The sequence below is a fragment of the Photobacterium sp. TLY01 genome (genome assembly GCF_021432065.1).
Lineage (GTDB): Bacteria > Pseudomonadota > Gammaproteobacteria > Enterobacterales > Vibrionaceae > Photobacterium > Photobacterium halotolerans_A.
Window position 1 is genome coordinate 1,068,298 of the sequence record NZ_CP090364.1, and the last position, 21,296, is coordinate 1,089,593.

The 21,296-nt window shown below is 48.9% G+C and carries 19 protein-coding genes; 8 read left to right on the forward strand and 11 right to left on the reverse strand.

All coding sequences use genetic code 11. From position 1 onward, the window contains the following. Positions 1 to 1,449: a decarboxylating NADP(+)-dependent phosphogluconate dehydrogenase gene (gnd, locus tag LN341_RS05415; protein ID WP_234204298.1), complete on the forward strand. Its 1,449-nt coding sequence runs from the start codon at positions 1 to 3 to the stop codon at positions 1,447 to 1,449. Between the two features lie 309 nt (positions 1,450 to 1,758). On the opposite strand, the gene asnB is transcribed toward gnd, so the two are convergent. From asnB to nagB, 5 genes are all read right to left on the reverse strand, one after another. Continuing rightward, positions 1,759 to 3,444: an asparagine synthase B gene (asnB, locus tag LN341_RS05420; protein ID WP_234204300.1), complete on the reverse strand. Its 1,686-nt coding sequence runs from the start codon at positions 3,442 to 3,444 to the stop codon at positions 1,759 to 1,761. 274 nt (positions 3,445 to 3,718) lie between these two features. After that, on the reverse strand, positions 3,719 to 5,305 hold the full coding sequence (locus LN341_RS05425) for a cation:proton antiporter family protein (protein WP_234204922.1): 1,587 nt from the start codon (positions 5,303 to 5,305) through the stop codon (positions 3,719 to 3,721). A gap of 155 nt (positions 5,306 to 5,460) precedes the next feature. Further along, entirely contained in the window at positions 5,461 to 6,675 is a 1,215-nt protein-coding gene (locus LN341_RS05430) for an ROK family protein (RefSeq protein ID WP_234204303.1), read from the reverse strand. Between the two features lie 2 nt (positions 6,676 to 6,677). After that, positions 6,678 to 7,814, reverse strand: a complete 1,137-nt coding sequence (gene nagA / locus LN341_RS05435; protein WP_234204304.1) for an N-acetylglucosamine-6-phosphate deacetylase — start codon at positions 7,812 to 7,814, stop codon at positions 6,678 to 6,680. Positions 7,815 to 7,830: 16 nt separating this feature from the next. Beyond that, positions 7,831 to 8,631, reverse strand: a complete 801-nt coding sequence (nagB, locus tag LN341_RS05440) for a glucosamine-6-phosphate deaminase (RefSeq protein WP_120510405.1) — start codon at positions 8,629 to 8,631, stop codon at positions 7,831 to 7,833. 255 nt (positions 8,632 to 8,886) lie between these two features. On the opposite strand from nagB, the gene nagE reads away from it, so the two are divergent. Continuing rightward, positions 8,887 to 10,377, forward strand: coding sequence for an N-acetylglucosamine-specific PTS transporter subunit IIBC (gene nagE / locus LN341_RS05445; RefSeq protein WP_234204305.1), 1,491 nt, complete (start codon positions 8,887 to 8,889; stop codon positions 10,375 to 10,377). A gap of 168 nt (positions 10,378 to 10,545) precedes the next feature. Continuing rightward, complete coding sequence (glnS, locus tag LN341_RS05450) at positions 10,546 to 12,207, forward strand: glutamine--tRNA ligase (RefSeq protein WP_234204306.1); 1,662 nt, start codon at positions 10,546 to 10,548, stop codon at positions 12,205 to 12,207. A gap of 76 nt (positions 12,208 to 12,283) precedes the next feature. Here the strand turns inward: glnS and fur are convergent, their stop codons facing one another. Continuing rightward, a complete protein-coding gene (gene fur / locus LN341_RS05455) occupies positions 12,284 to 12,733 on the reverse strand; it encodes a ferric iron uptake transcriptional regulator (protein WP_046219405.1) in 450 nt (149 codons plus the stop codon). 202 nt (positions 12,734 to 12,935) lie between these two features. Here fur and LN341_RS05460 point away from each other — a divergent pair, with 202 nt between their 5' ends. Continuing rightward, on the forward strand, positions 12,936 to 13,454 hold the full coding sequence (locus LN341_RS05460) for a DUF4442 domain-containing protein (RefSeq protein ID WP_046219404.1): 519 nt from the start codon (positions 12,936 to 12,938) through the stop codon (positions 13,452 to 13,454). Between the two features lie 40 nt (positions 13,455 to 13,494). Here LN341_RS05460 and fldA read toward each other — a convergent pair whose 3' ends face one another. The 3 genes from fldA to LN341_RS05475 all read right to left on the reverse strand — a co-directional run bounded on the left by fldA (position 13,495) and on the right by LN341_RS05475 (position 15,298). Then, on the reverse strand, positions 13,495 to 14,022 hold the full coding sequence (gene fldA / locus LN341_RS05465; RefSeq protein ID WP_046219403.1) for a flavodoxin FldA: 528 nt from the start codon (positions 14,020 to 14,022) through the stop codon (positions 13,495 to 13,497). A gap of 209 nt (positions 14,023 to 14,231) precedes the next feature. Beyond that, positions 14,232 to 14,453, reverse strand: coding sequence for a DUF2788 domain-containing protein (locus LN341_RS05470; protein WP_027252641.1), 222 nt, complete (start codon positions 14,451 to 14,453; stop codon positions 14,232 to 14,234). A 65-nt stretch (positions 14,454 to 14,518) separates the two neighbouring features. Beyond that, entirely contained in the window at positions 14,519 to 15,298 is a 780-nt protein-coding gene (locus LN341_RS05475) for an alpha/beta fold hydrolase (RefSeq protein ID WP_234204307.1), read from the reverse strand. A gap of 101 nt (positions 15,299 to 15,399) precedes the next feature. Between LN341_RS05475 and seqA the strand changes: the two genes are divergently transcribed. Together seqA and pgm are read left to right on the forward strand one after the other, a co-directional pair. Beyond that, positions 15,400 to 15,942, forward strand: coding sequence for a replication initiation negative regulator SeqA (gene seqA, locus LN341_RS05480; RefSeq protein WP_234204924.1), 543 nt, complete (start codon positions 15,400 to 15,402; stop codon positions 15,940 to 15,942). Positions 15,943 to 15,983: 41 nt separating this feature from the next. Beyond that, on the forward strand, positions 15,984 to 17,630 hold the full coding sequence (pgm, locus tag LN341_RS05485; protein WP_046219400.1) for a phosphoglucomutase (alpha-D-glucose-1,6-bisphosphate-dependent): 1,647 nt from the start codon (positions 15,984 to 15,986) through the stop codon (positions 17,628 to 17,630). A 71-nt stretch (positions 17,631 to 17,701) separates the two neighbouring features. Here pgm and LN341_RS05490 read toward each other — a convergent pair whose 3' ends face one another. Beyond that, positions 17,702 to 18,535: a DUF1853 family protein gene (locus LN341_RS05490; protein WP_234204309.1), complete on the reverse strand. Its 834-nt coding sequence runs from the start codon at positions 18,533 to 18,535 to the stop codon at positions 17,702 to 17,704. Between the two features lie 125 nt (positions 18,536 to 18,660). Here LN341_RS05490 and LN341_RS05495 point away from each other — a divergent pair, with 125 nt between their 5' ends. Continuing rightward, positions 18,661 to 18,867: a DUF2517 family protein gene (locus LN341_RS05495; protein WP_046219399.1), complete on the forward strand. Its 207-nt coding sequence runs from the start codon at positions 18,661 to 18,663 to the stop codon at positions 18,865 to 18,867. Positions 18,868 to 19,032: 165 nt separating this feature from the next. Further along, positions 19,033 to 19,791, forward strand: a complete 759-nt coding sequence (locus LN341_RS05500) for a Nif3-like dinuclear metal center hexameric protein (protein ID WP_046219398.1) — start codon at positions 19,033 to 19,035, stop codon at positions 19,789 to 19,791. Between the two features lie 74 nt (positions 19,792 to 19,865). Here the strand turns inward: LN341_RS05500 and LN341_RS05505 are convergent, their stop codons facing one another. Further along, entirely contained in the window at positions 19,866 to 21,155 is a 1,290-nt protein-coding gene (locus LN341_RS05505; RefSeq protein ID WP_046219397.1) for a citrate synthase, read from the reverse strand. Between the last annotated feature and the right edge of the window lie 141 nt (positions 21,156 to 21,296).

Genomic DNA, 21,296 nt, shown 5'->3' on the forward strand with positions numbered 1-21,296 from the left:
ATGAAAGGTGATATTGGTGTAATCGGCCTTGCCGTGATGGGCCAGAACCTGATCCTGAACATGGATGACCACGGTTTTAAGGTCGTTGCGCATAACCGTACAGCTGCCAAAGTCGACGAATTTCTGAATGGCCCGGCGAAAGGCACTCAAATCCAGGGCGCTTACAGCCTGCAGGAGCTGGTCGATAAGCTGGAAACCCCTCGCAAAATCATGCTGATGGTCCGTGCTGGTGATGTGGTCGACAGCTTTATCGAGCAACTGATCCCGTTGCTGGACAAAGGCGACATCATCATTGATGGCGGTAACTCGAACTACCCAGACAGTATCCGTCGTGTGGATTACCTGAAAGACAAAGGTTTGCGTTTCATCGGTGCCGGCGTATCCGGTGGTGAAGAAGGTGCGCGTTTCGGACCGTCTATCATGCCAGGTGGTGATGCGGAAGCATGGCCATTTGTGAAGCCTATTTTCCAGGCGATTGCCGCTAAAACTGAGCAGGGCGAGCCTTGCTGTGACTGGGTTGGCGAGTCTGGCGCTGGTCACTTTGTGAAAATGGTTCATAACGGGATTGAATACGGTGATATGCAGCTGATCAGTGAAGCGTATCACTTTATGAAAACCGGTCTGGGCATGACTCACGAAGAAATGGAGCAGGCGTTCCGTGACTGGAATGAGACTGAGCTGAACAGCTATCTGATCGAAATCACAGCCGATATTCTGGCATATCGTGATGAAGACGGTGAGCCACTGGTTGAGAAAATCATGGACTCGGCCGGTCAGAAAGGTACGGGTAAGTGGACAGGCATTAATGCTCTGGACATGGGTATTCCGTTAACACTGATCACCGAATCTGTGTTTGCGCGCTGCCTGTCTTCGCTGAAAGGTCAGCGTGAAGAAGCAGAGAAGCTGTTTGGTAAAACAGTCGAAGCCGTTGAAGGTGATAAAGCAGAGTGGCTGGAAGCGGTACGTCAGGCACTGCTGGCGTCTAAGATTATCTCTTATGCACAAGGCTTTATGCTGATGCGTCAGGCGTCTGACGACAACGGCTGGAATCTGAATTACGGTAACGTTGCTCTGATGTGGCGCGGTGGCTGTATCATTCGTTCAGCTTTCCTGGGTAACATTCGTGATGCGTTTGAAGCGGACCCTTCACTGGCGTTCCTGGGTTCAGACCCTTACTTCAAAGCAATCCTGGAAAACGGTATGAAAGCCTGGCGTAAAGTGGCAGCCAAATCACTGGAGATTGGCCTGCCAATGCCGTGCCTGACCTCTGCACTGACCTTCCTGGATGGCTATACGACTGCGCGTCTGCCGGCAAATATGATTCAGGCGCAGCGTGACTACTTTGGTGCGCACACTTATGAGCGTACTGACAAGCCACGCGGTCAGTATTTTCACACCAACTGGACGGGCACAGGCGGCGATACGGCCTCCACAACCTACGACGTCTAATCGTAACGCGCTGCTAAGCCGTTCACAGACAGCAATCAAAAGGAGCCTTTGGCTCCTTTTTTCATTTTGCTATCCAGAGTTCCCGCGCTGTGCTGCGCGTACATTAAGTTGTGATGCAACAGAACTACCCGTTGTTAGTTTGTGGGCACAGTTGTAACAGGTACAGTGTGGCAAGACATAAGTCGATGAGGCAGTAGTGCGGGTGGTAAAAAGGGGAAAGGGGCCTTCCTGGCCCCTTTTTGTTGCCTTTGCGTGCGGAGATAAGGCAGGCAAAGGCGGACGCGCTCTTGGATGGAGTAACGCTCGGTATTAAGCCTTCTGATAGGCTTCGTTGTGGACGGCAGCCACCGCACGACCTGACGGGTCAGCACTGTTTTTAAAGCTCTCATCCCATTCAATGGCTTTGGCACTGGAACAGGCAATGGACGGGCCACCCGGTACACATTTTGCCGCGTCTTCCAGTGGGAACAACTCTTCAAAGATTTCACGATAAACGTAGGCTTCTTTGGAGGTTGGTGTGTTGTAAGGGAAGCGGAAACGGGCAGTTTCCAGCTGCTGATCCGTCACTTTCTCAGCGGCGACGGCTTTCAGCGTGTCAATCCAGTTGTAACCTACACCGTCGGAGAACTGCTCTTTCTGGCGCCATGCGACAGACTCAGGCAGCATGTCACCGAAGCACTCACGGATAATGTGTTTTTCAATCTTGCCGTTGCCGCACATTTTGTCTTGCGGGTTGATGCTCATGGCAACTTCCAGGAACTCTTTATCCAGGAATGGCACACGCGCTTCAATTCCCCAGGCTGCCATGGATTTGTTCGCCCGTGCACAGTCGAACATGTTCAGAGCCAGCAGTTTGCGCACGGTTTCTTCATGGAATTCCTGTGTGTTCGGTGCTTTGTGGAAATACAGGTAACCACCGAAGACTTCATCCGCCCCTTCACCTGACAGGACCATTTTGATCCCCATGGCGCGGATTTTACGGGACATCAGATACATAGGTGTGGAGGCGCGAATCGTTGTGACATCGTAGGTCTCAATGTGATAAATCACATCGCGAATTGCATCCAGGCCTTCCTGAACCGTATAAGTCAGCTCGTGGTGGACCGTACCGATGTGATCAGCCACTTTTTTCGCAGCTTTCAGATCCGGCGCACCTTCCAGGCCAACGGCAAACGAGTGCAGGGTTGGCCACCAGGCATCAGATTTCTCGTCATCTTCAATACGGCGAGAGGCAAACTGCTTAGTGATCGCTGAAATCACTGAGGAATCCAGGCCGCCAGACAGCAGAACACCGTAAGGGACGTCTGTCATCAGCTGACGCTTCACTGCACTTTCCAGGGCTTTTTTCAGTTTGTCTTTGTCTGTTTGAGCATCACGAACCGCGTCATATTCCATCCAGTCACGTTTGTAATAACGGACAGGGGCCTGAGCCGGTTCACCTTTTTTGCTCCACAGGTAATGACCCGGAGGAAATTCGCTGATGGTTTTACACACGGGCACCAAAGCTTTCATTTCTGATGCGACATAATAGTTACCGTGCTCATCATGACCGTGATAAAGCGGGATGATACCAATGTGGTCACGGCCAATCAGGTAAGCATCTTGCTCTTCGTCATACAGAATAAAACCGAAGATACCGTTCAGGTAGTCGAGTAATTCAGGGCCTTTCTCTTTATACAGAGCCAGAATAATTTCACAGTCAGACTCGGTCTGAAACGGGTAGTCGGCAGCCAGTTCAGCACGTAAGTCTTTGTGGTTGTAGATTTCGCCATTGACGGCCAGTACATGGGTTTTGTCCGTGTTGTACAGTGGCTGCTCGCCGCTGTTCAAATCAACAATGGCCAGACGTTCATGGACAAGAATGGCCTTGTCTGATGAATAGATCCCTGACCAGTCCGGACCACGGTGACGCATTTTCTTTGACATTGCCAATGCGGTTTCACGCAGGGCAGATGGGTCACTTTTAATATCTAAAATCCCGAATACTGAGCACATACTGACTACTCCAACATAAAGTTAAACTTGGGAAACAAAGCGATTCAGAAAGGGTTTATTATTTTATCCCTGAGCTTTTGTTTCGTTCTGATTGTTAAAATTGCGTATTCAACAAACAAAAGCAACCAAAAATCCCATATCAATGTAAAAAACTCGTCTTTGGTGAATATTTTTTAATAAATTTGGTTTTAACTGAATGAAATCTTAAATTAGGTGGTTTTTAGCCCAAATACTGAACGGCAACTTTCGCTGCCATTCAGTAACACGCTGCCAATTAAAAGGATTTGATGTCGGTCGTCACCGACTCGCAGACATGGCGAGCAAAACCGTTACCAGCTTCGCGATAGATATTGAAAGCGGCATCCACCCCCAGCTCTCGCAAGGTTGCTTCCTCATCTTCATAGCGGGCAATAGCGGCAATTTTGCCTTTATAGCCCAATTGCCTGATCTGCTCGAGGGCGAAGGTATTCGCCTGACTGTGCGGCATCGCCAGTAAAATTAACCGCGTTTGATGGCGAGAGACCACCCTGGCCCAGAAGTCTGGGTCGGTGGCATCACCGAGAATGACATGGCGGCCTTCTTTGGTGTGCTCTTCAACGGACTCCTCCCGGTTTTCTATGCCGACGACTTGCGGACCAAAGCGACGGATCATTTCTTCATAAGCCCCAGTACCAATACGGCCCATGCCCAGAATAAGAATTTGTTTATTGCCTAAGTCAATCAGCCTGTCATTGCTATTGAGTTTTTCCGGTTCAAATTCTTTAAGCCATCGGGTGCTTTCCATATAGATACGATGGCTGAAACTGTTCAGCGGGGCTGATAGCAGAAAAGAAAGTGATACTGCGATAGCGATGGCGACAAGAAAATCACCCGGTAACCATCCCAGGCTGTAGGCGAGCCCTGCGACTATCAGTCCAAATTCGCTGTAGTTAAAGAGTGTTAAGGTGCCGAGCAGCGACGTGCGTACCCGGAAGTGGAAGCAGTGGAAAACGATGTAATAAAGCATGCCTTTGAGCGGTAATAATGCCAGCAGCAGCAGAGCGAGCCAGAAGCCGGTCCATGTGGCAGGCTCGGCCAGACCAATATTGAGAAAGAAGAAAACCAGCAAAAGTTCTTTGAGGTTAAACAGTGACTTGGACAGCTCTGAAGATTTGGGATGGGCCGCCAGCATCATGCCCATGATTAGTGCCCCGAGATCGGCTTTCATACCCACAAAAGTGAACAAACCGGCGCCGGCAACAAGCGCCAGGAAAATGCCGTACAGTACCAGCATTTCACCATGACCGGCTTTATCCATGATCTTAAACAAAGAGGGGCGCAGCAAGGGCAATGCGAACAAGGCCAGCGCGGTGATTTCTGGCAGTTTTCCGGTTGATGCCGTAATAAAAATCACCGCGAAAATGTCCTGCATGACGAGAATACCGATGGCGATAGTGCCATAGGTTGCGTTTAGCTCACCTTTTTCCTGTAATGCCTTGATGGCAAATACTGTGCTGGAAAAAGAAAGGGCAAAACCCAGTAAGGCGAGCTGTGCCAGTTCAAGCTCGCTAAAGATCCCTAAGCCGAGTTGCTTTAAACCGAACAGGGCCAATGTAAACAGAAGGGTCGTGAGCAGGTTATGTATGGTGGCGCCGGCCCAGACTTCTTTTTGTAACAGTGTTCGGATATCGAGCTTCAGTCCGATACAGAAAAGCAGTAAGGTTACGCCCAGATCAGCAAGTGTATTAATTACAGGGGTTGAGGTGTAACCGAATGAATTTAAAGTAAATCCTGCTAATAAAAATCCAACTAGCGGCGGGAGTTTGGCACGCAGTGCCAGATAGCCGGCGAGAAAGGCGGCGATAATGTAAACCAGATCCATCATGACATGTGATTTCCAGACGATTAATAAGCGATGGCATTTCAATGAGTTGCACTGGTGGGGAATATAACACAGGGCATGTCTCTGGCGATACATGCCCTACAATAAACAGGGTTTTTGCAAGATCAGCCGGGAAAGGGGATCCCGGCCTAGAATTAATCTTCCAGCAGGCGTTGCAGCAGAACGCCATTGAGCATGGCACGCTTGATCATAGAAAATGCACCAATTGTTGGCTGCGTATAAAGCTGAGACTCAACGATAGGCAGTGACTGATGGAAGGTTGACAGCGATTGGGTTTCAACACAGCGGCGAATCGCGGGAAAAACGATATCCTTGGCTAAGGTGATATTGCCCGCCACCACAATTTTCTGCGGATTGAACAGGTTAATGGTCATTGCCAGGGCTTTCCCTAGCTGGTAGCCCACTTTGACCAAGGCCTGGGTCGCCAGTTCATCACCCTGATTGGCTGCCTCGCAGATGGCAGGCATCGTGACATCTTCGAGTTTTTGCAGGCTGCTTGGGTAACCTTGGTTCAGAAGCGCTTTCACATGGCGAATAATTGCCGGATCGGCGGCAACGGTTTCCAGGCAACCAAAGTTACCGCACTGGCACTTCTCACCGAGCGGATCAATCTGGATATGGCCGATTTCACCCACGTTGCGGTTATACCCGAGAAATACCTGACCATTGACGATAATGCCGGCCCCTGTACCACGATGGACACTGACCAGAATTGAATCCCGGCAATCCTGGCTGGCGCCAAAATAATGTTCAGCCAAGGCCAGTCCGCGGATATCGTTACCGACAAAGCAGGATACGCCATATTTATCCGTAATGATATCTGCCAGCGCCAGAGACTCGACCGAGATATTGGGCATGTACTCGACAATCCCTTTTTCCGGATCAATCAGGCCGGGAAGAGTAATGCCGAATGCAATCAGTTCCCTCAGGACGGATTGATTGGCACTGATAAACTGACGGATGTGTTCGAGCAGGCCATCAACCAGTTCTTGTTGGTTTGAGTAGGGAAAGTGATGCGCTGTGCCAGCCAGACTTTTACCACTTAAATCGTACAGAGTCAGTTCAATATAATCGCGGCCCAGGCGGACAGCGACAGAGTGAAAGGGCGCTGCTTCTGTTGTCAGCGAGATGGCTCGCCGGCCACCGGTTGAAGCCTGCTGTGCGACCTCTTTAATGAGGCCGCGTTCCAGCAATTGGCGGGTTATCTTGGTCACGCTGGCCGGGGCTAATTGACTGACGTCTGCCACTTGTATGCGAGAGATTGGGCCTTGCAAGTCAATGAGTCTGTAAACCGCTGCACTATTCAGCTGTTTTACCAGGTCGACATTACCGATTTGTCCGCCATTCATAGTTATGTTTGCTCGTATTTACCGTTAACCACTGTCGCCCGGACACGGAAATCATGATCAAAAATTGCCAGGTTAGCCACCATGCCTTTTTTGATAGCCCCCAGTGTCTTATCCATACCTATGGCACGGGCAGGGTACAGGGTGGCCATGCGAATCGCTTCGTCCAGGGCAATACCTACATGTTCAACACTGTTTTGAACAGCTTCAATCATCGTCAGGGCTGAACCGCCGAGTGTGCCATTTTCATCCACACACTTGCCATCGCGGTAATATACTTTCTTACCGACAAAAATAAAGTGATCTATGTCTGCTCCTGCCGGTGCTGTTGCATCTGTCACCAGAATTAATTTTTCCTTTTTAATTCTGTGGGCTATACGAATATTGGCATAGTCAACATGAAAGCCATCAGCGATGATGCCTGTGTATACCTCAGGCGTATCATAGATAGCACCCACCATGCCAGGCTCGCGGCCAGCAATGGGGGTCATGGCATTGAACAGGTGGGTGGCAAAGGTCACGCCGGCTGCAAAGCCTTTGCGTGCTTCAGCATAGGTTGCATTGGTGTGTCCAGCGGAGACCACGATACCTGCTTCAGCCAGTCGTTCAATATGCTCTGCCGGGGTCAGCTCCGGCGCCAGGGTCACTTTGGTGATGATGTCGGCATTCTCGCACAGCGTCGTGATCATGGCCTCATCTGAACGGCGAATATGCTCGACGCTGTGGATGCCCTTTTTCATGACATTCAGGTATGGCCCTTCCAGATGCAGTCCGAGTGATTGATTCTGGTAGTGTGCTTGATAGTCACGAGCGGCTTTGATCGCAGCCTTCATATCCTCATCGGACGAGGTGATGAGCGTGGGCAAAAAACTGGTACAGCCTGATTTCAGGTTTGCCAGATGCATCGTCTGAATTGTGTCGGCGGTGATCTCGTCATTAAACATCACTCCGCCACAACCATTCAGCTGAAGGTCGATGAAGCCAGGAGACAGGTTTGCTCCGTCAAGATCCTGAGTGGGCATATCAGCAGGTAGCTCTGCCTCAGGACATACAGCGTGAATGTTCACTCCGTCAATAATAACAGCGTGGTTATTCAGCACATCGCTACCTGTAAAAATGCGGCAGTTGGTCAGCGCGTACATGAACACTTCCTATCAGTTAAAGGTGTTTGATGTTTTCTGCTTCCAGTTCCTGGAAATAGCGAACGGTTTTCACTTTCAGTTCCTGTGTGGCAGGGTCATCGCACACAATCAGTGATTTCGGGTGTAATTGCAGCGCAGAGACAGTCCACAGATGGTTCACACAACCCTCTACAGCAGCTTCAAGTGCCTGAGCTTTGTTATGACCTGTGACCAGAATCATGACTTCTTCTGCGTCCAGCAGTGTGCCAACCCCAATCGTTAGTGCATATTTAGGCACTTGTTTGATATCACCATCAAAGAAACGGGAGTTGGCGATGCGGGTATCTTCGGTCAGGGTTTTGATACGTGTGCGGGATGATAATGAAGATGCGGGTTCATTAAACGCAATGTGCCCGTCGTTGCCCACGCCACCCATGAACAGATGGATCTTGCCAAATGATTTAATCTTCGCTTCATATCGCTGACATTCAGCCTGATGATCATCTGTGTTACCGTTCAGCAGATTGATATTTTCTTCTTGGATATCAATGTGATTAAAGAAGTTGTTAAACATGAAGCTACGGTAGGACTCCGGATGGTCGGAGGGCAGGCCTACATACTCATCCATATTGAAGGTCACCACATGCTTGAAACTTACTTCGCCTGCATTATAAAGCTCAATAAGACGCTTGTAGGTGGTCAGAGGGGTACCGCCGGTAGGCAGACCTAGTACGAATGGACGGTCTGCAGTTGGTTTAAATTTGTTAATACGATCAACAATATAGCGTGCTGACCACAAACCAACTTCGTTCGCGTTGTTCAGTGGGATAAGTCTCACGGTAACACCTCGTTGCTAGAAAAGAATATGTGTTAATTTTAGCGGTATATCGCCTTTCTTTCGAATAATAAAATAAGTTTTATGACCGGGCTAGCAAAATCGCTCAAACCCGCCAAATGCTGGTGATTGGGATCACAAATGATAAGGTTTTAATTTGCGGGGCGAAATTAAAGGCATACACTGCAACTTACTTAATCGGGTAGCTAAAATAAGTTATCTCAACCGCATCTAAGAAAACCATAGGGGGAACTAAGGGTGAATATTCTTGGATATTTTCAAAAAGTAGGTAAGGCTTTGATGGTGCCGGTCGCCACGTTGCCTGCCGCCGCAATACTCATGGGTATAGGTTACTGGATTGATCCGAACGGCTGGGGTGCCAACAGCGCACTGGCAGCTTTCCTGATCAAAGCCGGTGGCGCGATTATCGAGAACATGGCTGTACTGTTTGCTATCGGTGTCGCGTATGGTATGTCAAAAGATAAAGACGGTGCAGCAGCGCTGTCAGGCTTCGTTTGCTTTCTTGTTGTCACCACACTTTGTTCTCCAGCGGCCGTAGCTCAAATTCAAGGCATTGATCCAAGCCTTGTGCCTGCAGCATTCGGCAAAATCAAAAACCAGTTCGTCGGTATTCTGGTCGGTATCATCTCGGCTGAGCTGTACAACCGTTACTCAACCGTTGAACTGCACAAGGCACTGGCTTTCTTCAGCGGTAAGCGTCTGGTACCTATCCTGACATCCATTGCTGGTATTTTCCTGGCTTTTATCCTGATGTATGTCTGGCCACATGTTTATGGCGGTCTGGTTCACTTCGGTGAAGGCATCCAGGGCCTGGGCGATGTAGGTGCGGGTCTGTACGCCTTCTTCAACCGTCTGCTGATCCCTGTGGGTCTGCACCACGCGCTGAACTCAGTCTTCTGGTTCGACGTAGCGGGCATTAACGATCTGCCAAACTTCCTGGGTGGTGCCAAGTCGATTGCTGACGGTGTCGCAGTCCCTGGCCAGACAGGTATCTACATGGGTGGTTTCTTCCCTATCATGATGTTCGGTCTGCCTGGTGCGGCACTGGCGATGTACCACACCGCGAGAGCTGAGAACAAAGAGAAAGTCGCATCTATCATGATTGCCGCTGCTTTCGCTTCATTCTTTACCGGTGTAACTGAGCCGCTGGAATTTGCCTTCATGTTCCTGGCACCTGCATTGTATGTCGTGCACGCAGTGCTGACGGGTATCTCTGTGTACATCGCAGCCAGCATGCAATGGATTTCCGGTTTCGGTTTCTCTGCTGGCCTGGTGGATATGGTCCTGCAGTCGAAGAACCCGCTGGCAACTCAGTGGTACATGCTGATTGTTCAGGGTCTGGTATTCTTCGCGATTTACTATGCAATCTTCCGCTTCGCGATTGTCAAATTCAACCTGAAGACACCAGGTCGTGAAGACGCTGATTCAGATGAAGTACTGGCTTCTGGTTCTCAGGAAACAGGTGAGCTGGCAAAACAATACCTGAAAGCTCTGGGTGGCCATGGCAACCTGGAAAACATTGATGCCTGTATCACACGTCTGCGCCTGACGCTGAAAGACAGCAGCCTGGCTGACGAGAAAACACTAAAAGCACTGGGTGCGATGGGTGTGGTGAAACTCGGTTCAAATAACCTGCAGGTTATTCTTGGTCCGCTGGCTGAAATCGTTGCTGGTGAGATGAAGAAAATCCCGGCGTCAGAAGACCTGTCTGCAGTCAAACTGCCATAATCGACAGTTAATCTGATCGCGAAAGATAACTGAAAGTGAGGCCGGCCCGTCAGGGTCGGCTTTTTTTTGCCCTAATCATGATTCAATACACACTAATTGTTGAGTCATGGCCTGTATTTGTGGATCATAACAGGTTCGAAGATCCTTTTAGCGCACGAGGTGTAATTGATGAGTGAATCTGAAGCTCGTCCAAGCAATTTTATCCGCCAAATCATTGATGCGGATTTAGCCAGTGGGAAGCACACCAGCGTCCACACACGTTTTCCGCCTGAGCCGAATGGTTACCTGCATATCGGCCATGCGAAGTCTATCTGCTTGAACTTTGGTATTGCTCAGGATTACCAGGGACAATGTAATCTGCGTTTTGATGACACAAACCCAGAAAAAGAAGACATCGAATACGTAGAGTCGATTAAGAAAGACGTAAACTGGCTGGGCTTTGAGTGGAGCGGTGAGATTTGTTACTCATCTAACTACTTCGATCAGCTGTATGCTTATGCGTTGGAACTGATCAACAAAGGTCTGGCGTATGTTGATGAACTCACACCTGAAGAAATGCGCGAGTATCGCGGCACGCTGACAGAGCCGGGTAAACCAAGCCCGTATCGTGACCGTCCTGTGGCCGAGAACCTGGCACAGTTCGAGAAAATGAAGAACGGCGAAGTTGAAGAAGGCAAAATGTCACTTCGGGCCAAGATTGATATGGCATCGCCGTTTATGGTGATGCGTGATCCTGTGCTGTACCGCGTTCGCTTCGCCACTCACCATCAGACCGGGGATAAGTGGTGCATCTATCCGATGTACGATTTCACCCACTGTATCTCTGATGCGCTGGAAGGCATTACGCACTCGCTGTGTACCCTGGAGTTCCAGGACAACCGTCGTCTGTACGATTGGGTGCTGGATAACATCACGATTGACTGTCAGCCGCGTCAGTATGAGTTCAGTCGTCTGAATCTGGAATACACTGTGATGTCCAAGCGCAAGCTGAACCAGTTGGTCACCGAGCAGTTGGTTTCAGGCTGGGATGATCCCCGCATGCCGACCATTTCAGGTTTGCGACGTCGTGGCTTTACGTCGGCTTCCATTCGTGAGTTCTGTAAGCGCATTGGTGTTACCAAACAGGACAATACCATTGAGATGAGTTCTCTGGAATCGTGTATCCGTGACGATTTGAATGAGAATGCACCTCGGGCCATGGCTGTTCTGGATCCGGTGAAAGTCGTGATCGAAAACTTTGGTGATACCGAGATTCTCAAAGTGGGCAATCATCCGAATAAACCAGAGATGGGCGAGCGTGATGTGCCATTCAGCCGTGAGCTGTACATTGAGCGTGAAGATTTCCGCGAAGAAGGGAACAAGAAGTACAAGCGTTTAGTCTTGGGTAAAGAAGTGCGTTTACGTGGTGCCTATGTCATTAAAGCCGAGCGGGTTGAGAAAGACGCCGACGGCAAGATTACCACGATTTTCTGTACTTATGATGCTGATACGCTGGGTAAAAACCCAGCAGATGGCCGTAAAGTGAAAGGCGTGATTCACTGGGTGTCCGCTGAGAAAGCACTTCCTGCTGAAATTCGCTTGTATGATCGTTTGTTTACGGTACCGAACCCAGGCGCAGCAGAGGATTTTGCATCGACAATCAACCCGGAGTCACTGATCCTGATGAATGGCTTTGTTGAGCCGAGTCTGGCAGCCGCCGCTCCTGAACAGGCATTCCAGTTTGAACGTATGGGTTATTTCTGTGCGGATAACAAAGATTCATCGGCTGATCACTTAGTGTTCAACCGCACTGTGGGTTTGCGTGATTCATGGGCAAAAATTGCTGACTGACAGATTCAGACTGTGATTGCAGCCTAAGATAAAAAAACCAGCCATTCGGCTGGTTTTTTTATCGATGTAAGCGTGATTAATTATTTTCGTTGTGCAGGCTTTCATCTTTATTACAATCACCGGCAGTGCAGTGACCGTACAGATAAAGGCTGTGGTTGGTCAGACGGATATTATAGCGTTCGGCAACCTGCTTCTGGCGATCTTCAATGATATCGTCAGAAAATTCAATGACTTTGCCACAGTCCAGGCAAACCAGATGATCGTGGTGATGCTGGGTAGACAGTTCAAATACTGACTTACCACCTTCAAAATGGTGTCGGGTGACAATGCCGGCATCATCAAATTGGTTCAGCACTCGGTAAACAGTGGCCAGGCCAATCTCTTCACCAATATCGATCAGCTTCTTGTACAAATCTTCGGCACTGATATGCTGGCACTCAGGATCCTGAAGTACTTCCAAAATTTTCAGACGCGGAAGTGTGACTTTTAATCCTGCTTGTTTAAGTGCTTGGTTGTTATCTGACATTCGAGTTTCCTTTGGCTAGCCGTAACAGGAAAATGGAAGGTTACGGTAGTCTTTCTCATATCTGTTCATTATAAGTGACGACAGCACAACAATAAACCTTAATGCTGAATGGGTCTAGGAAAGTTGTGACTTTTATTCGGCTGATATAAATGTTAAAAAGGCATACTATACTCATCGTACCAGATCATAAGGACGTGTAGGTGTGAATCAGTTTTATAAGCCCCGGATCGTGAAATTTGCGCTCAATATCTGGCCACCTTTTTGGGGGGCCGGTATTCGAATTCTGCACATCAGTGAAGATTTCCGGCATGTGGAAATTTGTCTGAAATTAAGGTGGTGGAATAAGAATGCAAACCGAACCCAGTATGGCGGCAGCATTTTTTCACTGACAGATCCTGTCTATGCTCTGATGCTGATGGGGATACTCGGGAAAGAGTATTTTGTCTGGGATAAACAAGCCGAAGTCAATTTTCTCAAGCCAGGTCAGACGGATCTGAAAGCGGTATTTACTATTTCAGATCAGTGTATTGAGGATATTAAGCGCTCAACTGCTCGCGGTGATAAATATTTTCCTGAATTCATTGTCAATGTGTCGGATAGTCAGGGGGACGTGGTGGCTCAGGTCAAGCGCGTGCTGTATGTACGGAAGAAACCACAGTACCGGAATGCGGCACTTGAGGAAGGCGAAAACCGTTCGGGTGAGTGTGTGAGTGAGCAATAAAAAACGCGCCTCGGCGCGTTTTTAACAGTGAGCAGCAAGATTAGTCAGCCAGTTCGGCCAGACACATTTCTTCGTAGATCTGCTTCACCCATTTCTCGACGCGCTCGTCAGTCAATTCTGGCTGACGATCTTCATCAATGCACAGGCCAACAAAATGTTGATCGTCCACCAATGCTTTTGATGCTTCAAACTCATAGCTTTCAGTTGGGAAGTGGCCAACGATGATAGCACCGCGACCTTCAACGATGTCACGCACTGTACCCATGGCGTCGCAGAAATACTCGGCGTAATCTTCCTGATCACCACAGCCAAAAATAGCAACCAGCTTGTTTTCGAAATCAATGCCTTCCAGTTCAGGGAAGAAATCATCCCAATCACATTGCGCTTCGCCGTAATACCAGGTCGGGATACCCAGCAGTAACAGGTCGAAATTTTCAATATCTTCTTTGCTGCTCTTCGCAATGTCTTTGACTTCAACCAGGTTTTTACCCAGCTGCTTTTGGATCATTTTAGCGACGGCTTCAGTGTTCCCCGTGTCGCTACCAAAGAAGAGTCCTACACTCGCCATAGTAGAGATTACCCGTGTTTTAGTTGTTGACCGCCAGCTGCGAGGCTAGCGATGTACAGAAATTGAACAGGCTGCCAGATCATTCTAGCGTTGATTGTTGCCTGATAATAACATTTGTCGGTGACTGTGGCGTCAGTTAGGGGAGAAAAACCTTTATCATTAGGCTTCTCATTACGCATTCTTAGCCAGCTAGCAGGCATCAGCAGAGATTATCCTATCCCCACGCCTTCCATTGTCATCTGAATCACACCTTTGGATATGAATCCAAAGCACCCTAAAAACAAGACCAGCCAGACGATTTTTCGGCCAAATGGTGGCACATTGCCTTGCTTGAGGACATCTTTGATCGCCATACCAATGAAAAAGAAGATGGCTGCGAACAATAAATCAAGTCCGACTGATTCCAGCAGGTCCATGTGCTCGTATAACATCTGTTTCTCCTTCGCAAGATCAGACTTGCATCCGGCGCGCACTATAGCACAGAGAGTCGTGCGTGTTAATTGTTAGGCTGTGTATCCTTCTCTAAAAAACCGAGAACGATACGGTTAACCGTGTCTGGTTTCTCCGCATGAAGCCAGTGGCCTGTATTGGCGACCATATGGGCCTTAGCGTTCGGGAACTGGTTGGCAATGTGTTCGCGGTGTTCAGCCAGAATATATTCTGAGTCCTGACCTTTAATAAACAACGTACGGCCATGAAAGGGGGATATAGCCGACCAGCCCATAATGGTGCTGTAGTTGTTGATGAGTGCGTCAACATTGAAGCGCCACTGGAAGGATTCGTGCGCTTTATACAGAGATTTGAGCAGAAACTGACGCACACCGGGTTCCAGAACATGCTGTGATAAATACTGTTCGGCTTCTTTACGGCTGGTGATCCTTTGTTCGTCAACGGCTTTGAGACCGGCGAATACGTTCTGATGTCTGTGGACCTGATAAGCCACAGGTGCCATGTCGAGCACGATTAGGTGCTCGATCCGCTCACCAGCCAGTTCGGTCAATGCCATGGCTACTTTTCCGCCCATGGAATGGCCAACCACGCTAAAGTTTTGGATATCAAGTTGATTCAGCAGTTCAACTACATCTTGTGCCATGTCTGAATAAGTGAAGTGCTCACTATGCGGGGAGCGGCCGTGGTTACGCAGATCCAGACTAATAACCTGATAGTGCTCCTTGAGTGTTCTGGCCAGCAGACCGAGATTGTCTGCACTGCCAAACAAGCCATGAATAAGGACGACCGTCTGGCCTTGACCCTGTATTTGATAATGAAGATTCACAGACTATTTCTCTTGTTGTTAACGCTTTGCCGTAGAGTATACCTTCGCTTCACGTTATAATCTCACGGTGATTTTTTAACGGAACGATAATGAACACTACGATGAAAACGATTGAGGTAGACGAAGAGCTGTATCGTTATATTGCCAGCCAGACCCGGCATATTGGTGAAAGTGCATCAGATATTCTGCGCCGTTTGCTGCTGGAAGACTCCAATAGTCAGCCTGTCATTCCAGCACGCCCTAAAGCTGCGCAAGGCATTGTGGTTAGCAAAGATGCCGGTAATTTGCCACAGTCGGAAGACAGGGTCAAAGCCATGCGCTCACTGCTGATTTCAGATGAGTTTGCTGGTCAGGAAAGAGCCATTGGCCGCTTTATGCTGGTGCTTTCTGCGCTCTATCGTATCGATCCTCAGGCTTTCACCGATGCGACGGCGATTAAAGGCCGAACCCGCATTTACTTCGCTGACAGTGAAGAAAAGCTGTTGAACAGCGGCAAGACGACGAAACCGAAAGCCATTCCTGAAACGCCTTTTTGGGTGATCACCAATACCAATACCGACCGTAAACGTCAGATGATTGAACAGCTGATGCAAAAAATGCAGTTCACACAGGATATTGTAGAAAAAGTTTGCGGTGAAATTTAACTGTCGCTGATGCGGCTTTATTGACGTACAAGGATATGTTGATGGCGATTCATCCTCGTGCCGGGCAGCAAGCCCGGCAAGAAGACATGCATAACATTCCGGCTCTTGTGGCCAATTATTTTCTGATTGAACCTGATGCGTCGAATGATGCTCAGCGTGTTGCGTTTGGCACCTCCGGTCATCGTGGCTGTGCCGATAAGGGAACCTTCAATCAACATCATATCTGGGCAATTGCCCAGGCGGTTGCCGATGTTCGTCGTGAACAGGGCGTAACCGGGCCTCTGTTTTTAGGGAAGGATACACACGCTTTGTCTGAACCGGCGTTGCTTTCGGCTTTGGAAGTGCTGGTGGCCAATGACGTGAATGTGGTACTGCAGACGAAGCAGGGCTACACACCCACGCCGGGTATTTCGCATGCGATTCTGACGTTTAATCGTAGCCATACAGAAAAAGCTGACGGCATTGTCATCACCCCTTCGCACAATCCTCCGCAGGATGGCGGGATTAAATATAATCCGTCCCATGGCGGACCGGCTGAAGGCGCGATCACGAGCGCCATTGAAAGCCGGGCCAATCAACTGATTGCCGAAGGTTTAGTGTCAGTGAAGCGGGTGAGTATTTCTGAAGCCTTGTCCAGTCATTACGTCACTGAGCAGGATCTCGTCAAACCTTATGTGGCAGATCTGGTGAATGTCATCGATATCGCTGCGATTCAAAAAGCCAAGCTGAAACTGGCCGTCGACCCTCTGGGTGGCTCCGGGATCGAATACTGGCGAGAAATCGGGCGTCACTACAACCTGGATCTCACTCTGGTTGATGAATCTGTGGATCCGGCGTTTCGCTTTATGAGCCTGGACAAAGATGGTGTCGTGCGGATGGATTGCTCGTCACCGTATGCCATGGCGGGTTTGCTGGCGCATAAAGACAGTTATGATCTGGCCTTTGGTAATGACCCTGATTTTGACCGCCACGGAATCGTGACGCCGGCCGGCCTGATGAATCCTAACCATTTCCTTGCGGTCTGCATCGACTATTTGTACCGCCATCGTCCTGACTGGAATGACAAGGTGGCCGTAGGCAAGACCCTGGTCTCCAGTGCGATTATTGACCGTGTTGTGGCGGATCTGGGCCGTGAACTGTGTGAAGTGCCTGTGGGCTTCAAATGGTTTGTTGATGGTCTGTACAGTGGTGAGCTTGGCTTTGGCGGTGAAGAAAGTGCGGGTGCATCCTTTTTGCGCAAAGATGGTACGCCCTGGTCAACCGATAAAGACGGTATTTTGCTCTGCCTGTTAGCGGCAGAAATCACTGCGGTGACAGGGATGAACCCGCAACAGTATTACCAGACCTTAACGGAAAAGCACGGTGAGTGCCGTTACAGCCGATTGCAGGCCGTGGCAAACAGTGCGCAAAAAGCTGTTTTGAGTAAACTGTCTCCAGACATGGTCAAAGCTGACACATTGGCAGGTGATACCATTACCGCGCGTCTGACCCATGCTCCGGGTAATGGTGCTGCAATTGGCGGACTGAAAATTACCACAGAGAATGGCTGGTTCACGGCGCGACCTTCAGGTACTGAAGAAATTTACAAGATCTACTGTGAAAGCTTCAAAGGTGACGCACATCTTCGTCAGATAGAAGATGAAGCACAGAAGATTGTCAGTCACGTCTTTTCTGCCGCTGGCCTGTAAGCCGCTTTTGTTTGACAACCCGTAGCTGTTGCTGCGGGTTTTTTATTGCTCATTATTTGGCCGCTGGATTGTTACGGAGTTGACGGCCGATCATGCTGATGCCTGTCGCGGTTGTGCAGTGGCCAGTGGTCAGGAACAATGAACCAGACCTGATTATCTTCAGCAACACCCTGAGTCGGCACCGTGATCGCCGAAGGTACCATCAGAGTTGGCATTGATGAATAGCTGGGTGGGGTTAACCAGTCTCTCTTGGTGAGGATTTTTAACGATAAGTCTTCTGCCTGGCTCTGGAAACACCAAAGCCCTTTATGAACATCAGGATTGATGGGCAAGGCGGAACCTGATTCTTCATTCCGGAAGTGATCGAAAAGTCTCCCCTGTACGATTAGTCGCTGGCAGGAGGGCTGACCCAGCGATTTGGCATACTGATCTTTGTAGGCCTGATGTTGTGTCATTGCCAGCTGGTGCTGAATCATTTTGTTGATCTTATTATCCAGATTATCCGCTGAGTTTGGTCCCAGCCATCGTTGTTGATAAGCCAGATAAAACTTAATGGCCACTTCCCAGTGTTCTAACTGGTTAGATTGTTTATTGAACACCAGAAAATCAATGGCACCCAGCGTACGTTTTGCTTCGTGTAACTGTATCTCTTCGCCGACAAGTTCAAAATCGGGGTGGTGGTTGATGAGCTGCTGCCACAGCCACTGGTAATAAAATCCGAGTCTTTGGTTGCCGTCGTAATGAGCATCTGCCGGGATGATTGCTCTGTCTCTGAATTTGCCCAGCCACTTATCACTGACCTGATGGTCGACACCTTGCGTTAACACTGGCATATCCAGCACATGGCGAAAATGCCGGATGTTATCGTTGTGTTCTTTTGTTACGTTTTTGTTTATATCATTCATTGAATTACGTCTTAATCTGTATTTAACCGGTTTTTAACACCAATTTTTTAAACAAAAAGGTAGTAAAATTTCAAAAATGAGCTAAAGTATAGAGGTATGACCAGTTGGTTAATCAGGAGGCTATCATGTTTACCCCGTTATCTATGCAACACATTCTTGCACGCCGCACCTGCGTTGTGATCGCCGGTGTGCTGAGTTTTCCGGTGATGGTATTCATGCCTACGTCCGTTAAGTCACGTTTCTATAGTTATCTGCATAAAGTCTGGCTGAAAACCAGTACCAAGCCGGTTTGGTTACAACACTCTGAGCAAGGTGCGCAAGAACTCTATTGAAATAGCACTCAATGAGTAGCTTACTGGTATCACAGATGAAATGCTGCCTCAGGCAGCATTTTTTGTTGTGATTTATCTGCATTATCTGGCCGCTTTTTCGTTCCTGCTGGTTCTGCGGCTTCCGAGTTGGTTAAAATACAAGTAACAGCTCAAAAGGAAGCAAGCATGAACAACCTCAAACTCGAATCATTGTTAAATACATTACTCAGCCCGCACCTGATCAAAGATTATTGTCCGAATGGGCTGCAAGTTGAAGGCCGTAGTGAGGTACAAAAAATTGTAACCGGTGTGACAGCTTGCCAGGCACTGATTGATCAAGCGATTGAAATGAAAGCCGATGCTTTGCTGGTGCATCATGGTTACTTTTGGAAAAATGAACCTTCTGAAATTCGCGGGATGAAATACCGACGGATCAAAGCATTGATTGAAAACGGGATTAACCTCTACGCCTATCATTTGCCTTTAGATGTCCACCAGGAACTGGGTAATAATGCCCAGCTTGCTGACCAATTAGGTATCAAGCATCTGGGAGGACTGGAGCCTGGTAATCCGCACCCGGTTGCCGTTTACGGGGAATTTCCAACGGCGCTGACGGGTGAGCAGCTGGCGAACCGTATTGAGAAGGTGCTCCATCGCAAACCCTTACATATCGGAGAGGGTGGCCCTGATCTGATCAAAACAGTGGGCTGGTGCACCGGCGGCGGTCAGGATTTTATTGATCTTGCCGTTGCGCAGGGACTGGATGCCTATATCACAGGTGAGGTGTCAGAGCGGACGGTCCATACGGCGCGGGAGCAGGGCATTCATTTCTTCAGTGCGGGACATCATGCGACTGAGAGATACGGTGTTGAAGCGCTGGGGGAGTGGCTGGCCGATGAGCATCAGTTTGATGTCACCTTTGTAGATATTGATAACCCGGTGTAAACCAACAAATCACCCGATCAAAAAAGGTTGAGCATCAGCTCAACCTTTTGTGTTTAATCTCAGTAATTGACCAATCACTCACGCTCGTGAAGTGGTTGGAAATCACGTTGCTGATGGCCAGTATACAGCTGACGCGGACGACCGATACGGTTGTTTGGATCACTGTGCATTTCATTCCAGTGCGCAATCCAGCCGATAGTACGGGACATCGCGAAGATAACCGTAAACATTGAGACAGGAATACCAATCGCTTTCAGGATAATACCTGAGTAGAAGTCTACGTTCGGGTACAGTTTCTTCTCAACAAAGTATTCATCAGACAAAGCAATACGTTCCAGCTCCATCGCAACATCCAGCAGTGGATCCTGGATTTTCAGCTCTTGCAGCACTTCGTGACAAGCTTCACGCATCACGGTTGCACGTGGGTCATAGTTCTTGTACACACGGTGGCCGAAGCCCATCAGACGGAACGGATCGTCTTTGTCTTTCGCACGCTCAATAAACTCAGGGATATTCTCTACGCTGCCAATTTCTTCAAGCATACGCAGGCAGGCTTCATTCGCACCACCGTGAGCAGGGCCCCAAAGAGAAGCGATACCAGCTGCAATACACGCAAACGGGTTAGCACCGGAAGAACCAGCCAGACGTACGGTAGATGTCGAAGCATTCTGTTCGTGATCGGCATGCAGGGTGAAGATTTTATCCATTGCACGGGCGACAACCGGACTGACTTCATACTCTTCACATGGCGTTGCAAACATCATGTGCAGGAAGTTTTCAGCGTAATCCAGATCGTTACGAGGATAGATAAACGGCTGGCCAATGGAGTACTTGTAGCACATTGATGCCAGCGTCGGCATTTTTGACAGCAGGCGGAATGCAGTGATTTCGCGGTGCTCGTCGTTATTGATGTCCAGTGAATCATGGTAGAAGGCTGCCAGCGCACCGACAACACCACACATGACTGCCATTGGGTGAGCATCGCGACGGAAACCGTGGAAGAAGCTTGCGATTTGCTCATGCACCATCGTATGGCGAGTGACAGTTTTGCGGAATTGCTCGTACTGGGCGCGGGTAGGAACTTCGCCGTACAGCAGAATGTAACAGACTTCTAAATAATCAGCGTTATTAGCTAATTGGTCGATTGGATAGCCACGGTGAAGCAGCACACCTTTCGCACCATCAATGTAAGTAATTTGAGATTCACATGATGCAGTAGCTAAGAAACCTGGGTCGAAAGTGAAATAGCCAGATGCGCCGAGTTTACGAACATCCAGTACTTCTGGACCTAGTGAGCCCCCGAGAATCGGCAGTTCGACCGGTGCTTTCCCTTCAATATGAAGAGTAGCTTTCTTGTCTGCCATAACAATCTCCTTTGTTATTTTATAATCCTAATCCGAAATCGGATGTGCCGTCTTTGTACAGCTCGGTCATGTTGTTGTCAATTCCTCTTCTCGGGAGTGTGCGCTTGTTAATAACTTTAAGTAAAAGCGGGTCAATATCTC

Coding starts and splice junctions, on each gene's coding strand:
- gnd (WP_234204298.1), top strand. CDS start 1: ATGAAAGGTGATATTGGTGTAATCGGCCTTGCCGTGATGGGCCAGAAC.
- asnB (WP_234204300.1), bottom strand. CDS start 3,444: ATGTGCTCAGTATTCGGGATTTTAGATATTAAAAGTGACCCATCTGCC.
- LN341_RS05425 (WP_234204922.1), bottom strand. CDS start 5,305: ATGGATCTGGTTTACATTATCGCCGCCTTTCTCGCCGGCTATCTGGCA.
- LN341_RS05430 (WP_234204303.1), bottom strand. CDS start 6,675: ATGAATGGCGGACAAATCGGTAATGTCGACCTGGTAAAACAGCTGAAT.
- nagA (WP_234204304.1), bottom strand. CDS start 7,814: ATGTACGCGCTGACCAACTGCCGCATTTTTACAGGTAGCGATGTGCTG.
- glnS (WP_234204306.1), top strand. CDS start 10,546: ATGAGTGAATCTGAAGCTCGTCCAAGCAATTTTATCCGCCAAATCATT.
- fur (WP_046219405.1), bottom strand. CDS start 12,733: ATGTCAGATAACAACCAAGCACTTAAACAAGCAGGATTAAAAGTCACA.
- fldA (WP_046219403.1), bottom strand. CDS start 14,022: ATGGCGAGTGTAGGACTCTTCTTTGGTAGCGACACGGGGAACACTGAA.
- LN341_RS05470 (WP_027252641.1), bottom strand. CDS start 14,453: ATGTTATACGAGCACATGGACCTGCTGGAATCAGTCGGACTTGATTTA.
- seqA (WP_234204924.1), top strand. CDS start 15,400: ATGAAAACGATTGAGGTAGACGAAGAGCTGTATCGTTATATTGCCAGC.
- pgm (WP_046219400.1), top strand. CDS start 15,984: ATGGCGATTCATCCTCGTGCCGGGCAGCAAGCCCGGCAAGAAGACATG.
- LN341_RS05490 (WP_234204309.1), bottom strand. CDS start 18,535: ATGAATGATATAAACAAAAACGTAACAAAAGAACACAACGATAACATC.
- LN341_RS05495 (WP_046219399.1), top strand. CDS start 18,661: ATGTTTACCCCGTTATCTATGCAACACATTCTTGCACGCCGCACCTGC.
- LN341_RS05500 (WP_046219398.1), top strand. CDS start 19,033: ATGAACAACCTCAAACTCGAATCATTGTTAAATACATTACTCAGCCCG.
- LN341_RS05505 (WP_046219397.1), bottom strand. CDS start 21,155: ATGGCAGACAAGAAAGCTACTCTTCATATTGAAGGGAAAGCACCGGTC.